The organism is Candidatus Collinsella stercoripullorum, from assembly GCF_027669965.1.
In the GTDB taxonomy this organism is placed as follows: domain Bacteria; phylum Actinomycetota; class Coriobacteriia; order Coriobacteriales; family Coriobacteriaceae; genus Collinsella; species Collinsella stercoripullorum.
In genome coordinates this window covers 1-10012 of the sequence record NZ_JAQECM010000068.1, presented here as the reverse complement: position 1 = coordinate 10012, position 10012 = coordinate 1, and the positions used below count along the sequence as shown (strand labels likewise).

Genomic DNA, 10012 nt, shown 5'->3' with positions numbered 1-10012 from the left:
CGGGGCGCCGCACGGCCGGGGCCGGCTCCGCGCAGGCGACCGCGCGGCGCCCCGGCCCGCAGGCATACGACCATCTGAGGAGGAACCATGATCCGCGTCACCGTCCCCGCCACCAGCGCGAACCTCGGCATCGGCTACGACACGCTCGGCATGGCCGTGAGCCTGTACGCGCACTTCACCTTCGAGCGCGCCGACGAGCTCGCCATCACCGGCTGCCCGGAGGAGTTCCGCAACGAGGACAACCTCGTCTACGTCTCGTTCGTCGACGCCCTGCGCGCCTGGGGCGAGGAGCCCTTCCCCGTCGCCATCGACATCTCAACCGAGGTGCCGGTCGCACGCGGCCTGGGGTCGAGCTCGACCTGCGTGGTCGCCGGCATCATGGCCGCGGCGGCGCTCACCGGCCACACCGTGGACCGCGCCGAGCTCGTCCGCATCGCCACCGAGGTCGAGGGGCATCCGGACAACGTCGCCCCGGCGATCCTCGGCGGCGCCGTCTGCTCGTTCACGCCCGAGGGCGGGCTCCCGCGCTGCCTGCGCTACGAGGTCTCCGACCGCCTGCGGTTCCTCACCGTCATCCCGCCCTACGAGGTCCACACGAGCGACGCGCGCAAGGTCGTTCCGCAGCAGGTGCCGCTGTCGACGGCGGTCTGGCAGATGGGGCGCATCGCCGGCATGACGCGCGGGCTCGAGACGGGTGACGCGCGCCTCATCGCCGACGCCTGCGACGACCGCCTTCAGGAGCCCTACCGCCGTGCGCTCATCCCCGACTACGACGACATCCGCCGCGAGTGCCTGGCGGGGGGCGCCGCCACGATGTGGATCTCGGGCTCGGGCTCCACGCTCATGGCCGTGACCGACGACACGATCGTCGCCAAGTTCCTCCAGGTCCGTCTGCAGGAGCGATTCGGGGCCTGCGAGACCCTGATCCTCACCTGCGACACCGAGGGCGCGCAGATCGAGTACCTGTAACGGCATCCGGGGCAGGGCGCCCCCCTGCCCGCCCACGGGCGAGACGGGACGCGGAGCCGGACGCCGCGCCCGGTCGGCGCACCGCCCAGACGGGGGGCGCGGACCGGGCAGGGGGGCCGGCGGGACGGCGGCACAGCGCGCACAGCGGCCTCGCCCGCGGGCGCGCTATCATGGGGAGGTTCCCGCAGCCGCTTCCGTCGAATCGAGGCTTCGCCATGAGAGCACCGTCCACCCGCCCCGTCAGCCGCGCCCTGACCGTCGCGCAGGTCCTCCTCGCGCTCGCGCCCGCCGTGGCGCTGGCCGTCGCATGGAGCCAGCTGCCCGACACCGTCCCGGCGCACTGGGGCGCCGCGGGCGTCGACCGCTGGGGCTCGAAGCTCGAGATGCTCGCCGTCCCGGCCGCAGCGCTCGTGCTCGGCGCCGTCTTCCTGGCGGGGACGCGCCTGGCGGACCCCGAACACCCCGTGTCCCTGCTCTCCCTCGAGCTGAACGAGCGCGCGGTCGTGGCCGTCAGCGGATGCGCCGTCGACCTCGTGCTCCTCGCCGGGACCGTCGGCTGGATCCTCGCGGCGGGCGACCCCGCGGCGGCCGGCGGGGAGCCCGCGGCCCTCAACTGGCAGGTGCTCGGCGTGCCGCTCGTCTGCACGGCGGCCGGCGCCCTGCTCACCCTGCGCAGCTCCGGTATGCCCGAGGACGACCCCCTGCTCGGCGAGCAGTACCGCGCGCACCGCATCTCCGGCGCCGTGCTCGCGCTCGCGGGCGTGGTCATGGGCGTCCTGTGCGCCTTCGTGCTGAGCGGCACGGCGGTCCAGGTCTGCCAGGCGGTCATCGCCGCCGTCGCCATGGCCTTCGTCTTCGTGCTGCTGCGCCGCTGGCTGTAGCCGCCGGGCGCGGCCCCTCCGGGTCGGGCGGGATGTGTGGAAACGGACGCGTCCCGAATCGCGCCGGCTGACGGCCGGCGCCTGCTACCATAGGGGCGAGACGACACGAAGACGGGAGAGAGCATGACCCCCACCATCGCCATCATCGGCGCGCTCGAGAAGGAAGTGCGCCAGATCTACGCCGAGGTCGACCACGGCACCGTCGCCGAGGAGGCCGGGCTTAAGGTCGTGGGAGGCGAGTACCACGGCTTCAACCTGGTGGCCACCGTCGCCGGCATGGGCACCGTCAACGCGGCCGCGGCGGCGCAGCACCTCGTGAGCCGCTACGGCGCGAACGCGCTGATCTTCTCCGGCATCGCGGGCGGGCTCAACCCCGCGCTGCACATCGGGGACGTCGTGATCGGCGAGACCCTGCGCTACATCGATACCGACACCGCGCTCATCGCCGAGTCGACCCCGCATCTCGAGGAGTTCGCCTCCACGGACTTCCTGGTCGACCTCGCGGAGAAGACCCTGGTCGCGCACGGGTACGTCGACGCGCGGCTCGGGGACGCGGGCACGGCGAAGGGCTCCGCCGCCCGCGCCGTCGCCGACTCCTCCCCCTTCCGCCGCAACGACCCGGACGCCGAGCCCCGCCGCTACCTGCGCGGCGTCATCGCCACGGGCGACCGCTTCATCACCGGGCGCGAGCTGCGCGACGAGGTGACGGCCGCGACCCAGGCCGACTGCGCCGAGATGGAGGGCGCCGCCGTCGCCCACGTCGCCGCCAAGAACGGGATCGACTGCCTGGTGCTGCGCGCCATCTCCGACAACTGCGACGAGGCCTACGACGCGTTCTGCGAGCGCACCTTCGACCTCGACGAGTACGCCCGCAGCGCGAGCGGCCTCACCCTCGCCATCGTGCGCCGCCTCTCCGCCAAGCTCGGCCTCGTCGAGCACAGCCCCTACGCCGACTGACCGAACCGGAGGTTACCCATGGCAGACGCCATCAACTACCAGAAGGCCCGCTTCGTCGCCAGCTACGGCAAGACGTCGCAGATCCCGCCGTCGACCTGCCCCGAGGTGTGCTTCGTGGGCCGTTCGAACGTCGGCAAGTCCTCGATCATGAACAAGCTGTTCGGCCGCAAGAACCTCGTCAAGGTCTCGAGCACGCCGGGCAAGACGAGCAACGTCAACTTCTTCGAGGCGGACGACGTGCACTTCGTCGACCTCCCCGGCTACGGGTTCGCGCAGCGCTCCAAGGCGGAGCGCGAGCGCTGGGCGGACCTCATCTTCGACTTCCTCGACATGGAGCGCAGCTTCAACCTGGTCGTCTCCCTGGTGGACATCCGCCACGACCCGAGCAAGCTCGACCATCAGATGATCGAGTTCCTGCAGGAGGGCGGCTACCCGTTCGTCGTGGCGCTCACGAAGGCCGACAAGCTCTCGCGCAGCCAGCAGGGGCGGCAGCTTGCCACGATCCGCAAGCAGCTCTCGGTGCCGGCGGAGGACATCATCGTGACCTCCTCGCAGACCGGGTTCGGCATCGACGAGCTCAAGCGCCGGATCGAGGCCGCCTGCCTGGAGCCGGAGGACGCGGAATCCGCCGAGGACGGGGCGGGCGCCGCGGACACCGACGGGCTTCCCGCATAGGCCGGCGCGCATCCCGCATGGTATTTCCGGCAGAAGCGGACACAGGGTCCGCCCGGCTCGCGTCCGGGCGGACCCTTTCGACGTGACGGCCGATTCGCCCCGAACCGGCCGTCGGCACCGGCCTAATCCAGCTCCTTCAGCCCCTGGTAGAGCTCCCAGTACTCGCCGTGCTGCTCCAGCAGCTGCTCGTGCGTGCCGCGCTCGACGATGCGCCCGTGCTCGAGCACGATGATCGCATCGGCGTTGCGCACCGTGGACAGCCGGTGGGCGATCATGAAGGTCGTCCTCCCCTGCATGATGCGGTCCATGCCGCGCTCGATCAGCTTCTCGGTTCGCGTGTCGATGCTCGAGGTCGCCTCGTCGAGGATGAGCACGGGAGGGTCGGCTACGGCCACCCGCGCGATGGCGAGCAGCTGCCGCTGCCCCTGCGAGAGGTTCGCGCCGTCGGCGGTGACCATGGTGTCGTACCCCGCGGGCAGGCGGCGGATGAACGAGTCCGCGCACGCGGCCTCGGCGGCGGCGCGCACCTCCTCGTCGGTGGCGTCCAGCTTGCCGAACCGGATGTTCTCCGCGATCGTGCCCGTGAACAGGTGCGTGTCCTGCAAGACGATGCCCAGGCTCCGCCGGAGGTCCGCCTTGGCGATATGGCGCACGTCGATCCCGTCGAAGGTGATCTCGCCCGCGTCGATCTCGTAGAACCGGTTGATGAGGTTCGTGATCGTCGTCTTCCCCGCGCCCGTCGACCCCACGAAGGCGATCTTCTGACCGGGCTTGGCGAACAGGTTCAGGCCCTTCAGCACGAGCCGGTCGGGCACGTACCCGAAGTCCACCTCGTGGAAGCGCACGTCGCCGCGCAGCGGGATGGACCCGACCGCGAGCAGGGTCCCGTCTTCCGCCGGCGCCGTGCTGAGCGCGACGGCACCGGACCGCTCGGCATCCGTGCGGCCGCCCGCGTCGCCGACGCCGCAGGACGCACCCGCCGCGACGGGCACGAGCTTGCCGTACGCGCCGACGCCCATGCCGTCCGGCACGCGCCACGCCCACGAGTCCCCTCCGGTGCGCTCGAGGGTCACGCGCCCCTCGTCCACCTCGGGCTCGAGCTCCATGGCGGCGAACAGGCGCTCCGCGCCCGCCAGCGCGTTCAGCAGGAAGTTCCCGAGCGAGGTGAACTGGTTGATGGGCATGGCCGCCTGGCGCACGAAGACCACGTAGCTCGCGAGCGCGCCCACGTCCGCCAGGCCGTTGACCGCCAGCAGTGCTCCCGCCACGGCGACGATCGCGTAGTTGGCGTAGCCGATGCACACCGTCGCGGGGACCATGGTCGCCGCGTACTGCTGGGCGAAGGCCCCCGACCGCCGCAGGTCCTCGTTGCGGGTGTCGAACGCCCGCATGTTCGCGGCCTCGTGGTTGAACACCTTGACGACCTTCTGGCCCGAGACCATCTCCTCGACGTAGCCGTCGAGCGACCCGAGCGCGGCCTGCTGCGCCGCGAAGAACCTCCCCGACCTGCTGCCGGAATAGCGCACGTACAGCGCCAGGACGATATCGCACGCGACGGTGATGAGCGTGAGCTGCCAGTTGAGCACGAACAGCACGACCATCGTGCCGACCATCTGGATCGTCGCCTGCACGAGGTTGGCGAAGCTGTTGTTGAGCGCCTCCGCGATGGTGTCGACGTCGTTGGTGAAGAAGCTCATGACGTCGCCGGAGCGCATGCGGTCGAAGTAGGACAGCGGCAGCTTCTGGATGTGGGAGAACAGGTCGCGGCGGATGTCGTAGACCACCTTCTGGGCGGCGCGCACCATCGTCTGCGTGTAGCCGAACGCCGAGAGCACCCCCACGGCGTAGACCGCGGCGGTGAAGGCCACGAGTCCCGGGAGCTGCTCGGCATGGCCCGATTCGAGCGCGTTGACCACGGGGCGCACCATGTAGGTGCCCACGAGGTTGGCGATGGCCGAGATGGAGACGAGCACCGCCACCGCGAGCAGCGACAGGCGCGCATGGCCCATGTAGGCGATCAGCCGGCGCAGGGTGTGCCCGAGGTGCTGCGGGCGGGCGCGGGCGGTCATCTTACCTGCCATCGCGCTCACCCCCTTCCGCGGGCGAGCCGGGTGCGGGCGATGCGGCGGGGGCTTCGAGCCCGCGCGCCGAAGCGGGAGCGGGCCCGTGGGGCTCGTCCGAGGCGGCGCCCTCGGCCGCGGCGGGCGCGGGGCCCTCCCCCGAACCCGCCCCGTCCGAGGCATGCTCCATCTGGGACGCGTAGATCTCCTGGTAGATCGTATCGTTCGCGAGCAGCTCCGCATGGGTGCCGCGCGCGTGGATGCGCCCGTCGTCCATCACGAAGATCTCGTCGGCGTCCATCACGGAGGTGATGCGCTGGGCGATGGTGATGACCGTGACCCCCGGTATCTGCGCCAGGTTCGACCGGATCTTGGCCTCGGTGGCCATGTCGACCGCGCTCGTCGAGTCGTCGAAGATCAGCACGCGCGGCCGCTTGAGCAGCGTGCGCGCGATGCACAGGCGCTGCTTCTGACCGCCGGACACCCCGGCACCGCCCTGGCCGAGCTCGCCGTCGAGCCCGCCGATGCGGTCGAGGAACTCGTCCGCGCAGGCGAGCTCGCAGGCGCGCAGCAGCTCCTCGTCCGTCGCCTCGGGGTCGCCCCAGCGCAGGTTGTCCCGGATGGTCCCCGAGAACAGCACGTTGGCCTGCAGGACGATGCCCACGGCGTCGCGCAGCGCGGGCAGGTCGTAGCAGCGCACGTCGCGCCCGCCCACGAGCACCGCGCCGGCGCTCGGGTCGTACAGGCGGCAGATGAGCTGCACGAGCGAGCTCTTGCCCGAGCCCGTGCCGCCGAGCACGCCCACGGTGGCGCCGCTCGGGATGGAGAGGTCGATGCCCTCGAGCACGTCGTGCTCCGCGTCCGCGCGGTACTTGAAGTCCACGCCCCGGAACTCGACCGACCCGTCCGCGACCTCGCGGACCGCCTCGCCGGGATCGGGCAGCGCGAGCTGGGGCTTCTCGTCGAGCACCTCGGTCACGCGGCGCATGCTCGTCAGCGCGCGCGTGAGCAGCAGGAACACGTTGGAGATCATCATGAGGGAGTTCATGATCTGGAGGACGTAGCTCATGAAGCTCGTGAGCTCGCCCACGGTGAGCCGCCCCGCGACGATCATGTTGCCGCCGATCCACAGCACCGCCGTGGCCGTCACGTACATCGACAGCTGATGCACCGGCAGGTTCAGCACGGCGTTGGAGAAGGTGGTGGTCGAGCGCTCGGCGAGGTTGCGGTTGGCCTCGGCGAACACCGCGCGCTCGTGGTCCTCGCGCACGTAGGCCTTGACGGCGCGCATGGCGGTGAGGTCCTCCTGGACCGCGCCGTTCAGACGGTCCATCGCCGTCTGGAGCGTCCGGTAGAGCGGCAGCACGCGGAAGGTGATGACGCCGAGCGCGAGGCCGAGCAGCGGGAGCACCACGAAGAACACCCCCGCGAGCTCGAGGTTCAGCATACTGGCGTACAGAAGGCCCATGATGAGGATGAACGGGCTGCGCACCAGCGGGCGGAACCCGTTGGCGAAGGCGTTCTGGATGACGGTGATGTCCGTGGTGAGGCGGGTGACGAGCGAGGCCGTCTGGAAGCGGTCCAGGTTGCCGAAGGCGAAGGTCTGGATCTTCTCGTACTCCGCACGGCGCAGGTTGGCGCCGATGCCCGTGGCGACGCGCGAGGCGAAGCGCGCGTAGGCGAGCCCGAGCGCGAGCGCGACGAGCGCGCAGGCGAGCATGAGCGCCCCCTGGGTGAAGATCGCCGGGATGTCGCGCTCGACGATGCCCCGGTCGATGATGTTGGCCATGAGCAGGGGGATGACCAGCTCGATGGAGGTCTCGAGCGCCACGGCGAGCGCCCCGAGCAGCGCGTCGCGCCGATAGGGGCCGAGGTAGGCGAGCATGCGCCTCAACTCATGCACGGCGTCCCTCCTCACCCTCGGGGCGGCGGTACTCCTCGCCCGGCAGCGAGGCGCTGCGCCCGCGAGCGGCGAGCTCGGAGCGCAGGTTCCCCTCGACGCGCTCGAGCAGGCCGAACAGCGTGTCGCGCTCGGCGTCGGAGAACCCGGTCACCATGACGCGCTCGACCTCGGCGCACTCGCGGTCCCAGGCGGCGATGGCGGCGCGCCCGCGCTCGGTCAGGTCGGCGATCTTGCTCCTGCGGTCGCGCCCGGGGACGCACGCGATGAACCCGCCGCGCTCGAGGCTGTCGAGCATGCGCGACACCGCCGAGGGGTCGATGCAGAAGAACGTCGCGATCTCGCGCTGGGTGCTGCCGCCGTGGGCGGCGATGTAGGACAGCACGCGCGGCTGGCCGGGGCCGAGGCCGAGTTCGCGCGCGGTGGCGTTCGTGCAGTTGCGCATGAGGCGGTAGGCGAAGCTCACCCGCATGTGGAGGTCGTCCAGGGAGGTGCCGAGCCGCGGCTCGGCCGGCTCCGTTCGCTTCTGTTCCACGGTCATCTCCTTGACACGTCAACGGTTGACACGTCAAGTATCGACCACCGCACGCAGGTGTCAAGCGAGATGACGGGCCGCCCCGGGTGGGCGGCCCGTCGGGGCATCAGGCTGGGCGACCCGCGTCAGTCGTCGTCATCGTCCCCGTCGTCATCCCAGTCGTCATCGTCGTCATCGTCCCAGTCGTCATCATCGTCGTCATCGTCCCAGTCGTCGTCCCAGCCGTCGTCATCCCAGCCGTCGTCGTCCCAGTCGTCCGCATCGTCGTCGTAGGCGTGCTGCGGCGCGGAGGCGGCAGGGGCGGTCACGTGGGCGGAACGGTCGTCATCGTCGTCCCATGCGTCGTCGGCGTCGTCGTCCCAGACGTCGTCCGCGTCGTCATCGTCCCACAGGTCGCGGTCGTCCCAGTCGTCGTTGCCCTCGAGGTCCGCCTCGAGCACCTTGCCGGTGCGCGCGTCGACCTCGTAGTCGTACTCGACGCCCCCGTACACGAACTCGAGCTCGTACACGCCGTCGTCCAGCTCGTACTCGTGGTCGCGGAAGGAGGCGGACGCGGGGTCGATGCCCAGCTGGCCCAAGACGATCTCCTTGGCCGCCTCGATGCCGATCAGGCCGCTGTCATCCAGGTCGTCCCGGTCCAGCGCGTACGCGCTCGACGTCAGCCCGCACCCGCTCGCCGCCGTGCGCACGCTGTCGGCGACCTGCTCCATGAAGTCGTCGGAGGGGGCGCTCGAACCGTCGGCCATCTTGAGCACGATGTTGCGCTCGCGGCCGTTGATGCCGCCGTCGAAGTAGCCGTCGTCGCTGATCTCGTGCACCAGCTCGCCCATGACGGCACCGGTGTCACGGCCCTCGTAGCCGTCGTAACCGCCCACCACGCTGCGGCCGTCGTCGTTCACGCCCTCGACCTCGACGACCTTGCCCCGGGCGTCGTAGGCGACCTCGATCTCGGGGTTCACGCTCAGCAGGATGCTGCCGACCGCGGCGGTCGAGCCGGCGCCCTGCTGCCCCGCACCGGCCTGCGGCAGGGACCCGCAGCCGCTCAGGGCGGCGGCCAGCACCGCGCACAGCCCCAGGCCCGCGAACATCGTGGACTTCTTCTCGCGCTTCATCGTCGTCCTCCTTCGGTTGCCGGTTCCCCGGCCTCTTTACCTTGGCATCGGTAGGATGCGGAGGAGCGGCGGGGGAAACCGGGGGGGGGCGGATATTTTTTCGAAATACGCGATTCGGGAGCGGGCGGGCCGGTCGTCAAGGGGAGGCGGCCCACCCGCCCGAGGGAGCGGATGGGCCGCCGGAGGGGGCGGGCCGGCTGTCAGCGGAAACGCGCGGGCCGGTGACCGGCGGGAGCGGGCGGGTCAGTCGTCCCCGTCATCGTCGACGTCGCCGTACCCGCTGTCCGCGTCGCCGCCGTCGTCGTATCCGCTGTCCCCGTCGTCGGCATCCGACCAGCCGCCCGTATCGTCGTCCCCGTCATCGTCGTACGAGGGCGCCGGGGAGGGCGCCGACTGCACGGGGGCCTGCTCGACCGGCGCCGCGGGCTCGGCGGGCGCCTCCGGCTCGACGGGCGTGAGCTCGATGACCACCTCGTTCGCCTCGGCGGCCTCCTGCTCGGCGGCCCGCTGCGCCGCCAGGTCGGCCGCGCGGCCCACGGTCGCCGCGGACCCCAGGTGCCCGGTCAGATCGGCGATGACCCGGTCCTCGAGCGCCGTGCGCCAGCCCTCGTCGTCCGAGGTCACATCGACCGCGACCGTGCCCCCCTCGAGGAGGAAGCCCATCTCCGTCGCGCGGTCGGCGAGCTCCTCCGCGACCGCGGCGGCGTCCTTGCCGTAGAACCGGTACCCCTCGACGAGCGCCTCGCCGTCATCGTTGACCCCGGTGAGGCCCACCACGCGGTCGAAGCGGTTCACCGCCACGTCCACCTCGGGGTTGATCTGCAGATGCACCGTGCCGAGCGGGGTCTGCCAGAACGCGAACCCGCCCAGCAGGACGGCGCACAGGCACGCCGCGGCGGCGATCCAGCGCGCGACGCGGCGCG

Annotated in this window: 9 protein-coding genes; 4 read left to right on the top strand and 5 right to left on the bottom strand. The window is 71.3% G+C overall.

The window, feature by feature from the left end:
• Nucleotides 1–87: 87 nt before the first annotated feature.
• The 4 genes from thrB (at nucleotide 88) to yihA (ending at nucleotide 3482) form a co-directional block, all read left to right on the top strand.
• Complete coding sequence (gene thrB, locus PHA29_RS09880) at nucleotides 88–969, top strand: homoserine kinase (RefSeq protein WP_270405507.1); 882 nt, start codon at nucleotides 88–90, stop codon at nucleotides 967–969.
• 215 nt (nucleotides 970–1184) lie between these two features.
• Nucleotides 1185–1850 (top strand): DUF1648 domain-containing protein, encoded by a 666-nt coding sequence (locus PHA29_RS09875; protein ID WP_270849447.1) that lies wholly within the window; start codon nucleotides 1185–1187, stop codon nucleotides 1848–1850.
• A gap of 123 nt (nucleotides 1851–1973) precedes the next feature.
• On the top strand, nucleotides 1974–2807 hold the full coding sequence (locus tag PHA29_RS09870; RefSeq protein ID WP_270849446.1) for a 5'-methylthioadenosine/S-adenosylhomocysteine nucleosidase: 834 nt from the start codon (nucleotides 1974–1976) through the stop codon (nucleotides 2805–2807).
• Nucleotides 2808–2825: 18 nt separating this feature from the next.
• Complete coding sequence (gene yihA, locus PHA29_RS09865) at nucleotides 2826–3482, top strand: ribosome biogenesis GTP-binding protein YihA/YsxC (RefSeq protein WP_270849444.1); 657 nt, start codon at nucleotides 2826–2828, stop codon at nucleotides 3480–3482.
• Between the two features lie 122 nt (nucleotides 3483–3604).
• Here yihA and PHA29_RS09860 read toward each other — a convergent pair whose 3' ends face one another.
• The 5 genes from PHA29_RS09860 to PHA29_RS09840 form a co-directional block, all read right to left on the bottom strand.
• Nucleotides 3605–5563 (bottom strand): ABC transporter ATP-binding protein, encoded by a 1959-nt coding sequence (locus PHA29_RS09860; protein ID WP_270849443.1) that lies wholly within the window; start codon nucleotides 5561–5563, stop codon nucleotides 3605–3607.
• Complete coding sequence (locus PHA29_RS09855) at nucleotides 5553–7445, bottom strand: ABC transporter ATP-binding protein (protein WP_270849442.1); 1893 nt, start codon at nucleotides 7443–7445, stop codon at nucleotides 5553–5555. The genes PHA29_RS09860 and PHA29_RS09855 overlap by 11 nt, the downstream gene beginning before the upstream one ends.
• The gene (locus PHA29_RS09850) at nucleotides 7438–7977 is read right to left on the bottom strand and encodes a MarR family winged helix-turn-helix transcriptional regulator (protein ID WP_270405824.1); all 540 of its coding nucleotides are present in this window, start codon (nucleotides 7975–7977) and stop codon (nucleotides 7438–7440) included. Before PHA29_RS09850 ends, PHA29_RS09855 begins: the two co-directional genes overlap by 8 nt.
• A 125-nt stretch (nucleotides 7978–8102) precedes the next feature.
• Nucleotides 8103–9089: a PepSY domain-containing protein gene (locus PHA29_RS09845; protein WP_270849441.1), complete on the bottom strand. Its 987-nt coding sequence runs from the start codon at nucleotides 9087–9089 to the stop codon at nucleotides 8103–8105.
• A gap of 243 nt (nucleotides 9090–9332) precedes the next feature.
• Nucleotides 9333–10012, bottom strand: a 680-nt coding sequence (locus PHA29_RS09840; RefSeq protein ID WP_456298734.1) for an anti-sigma-I factor RsgI family protein, incomplete at its 5' end; no start/stop codon positions are given.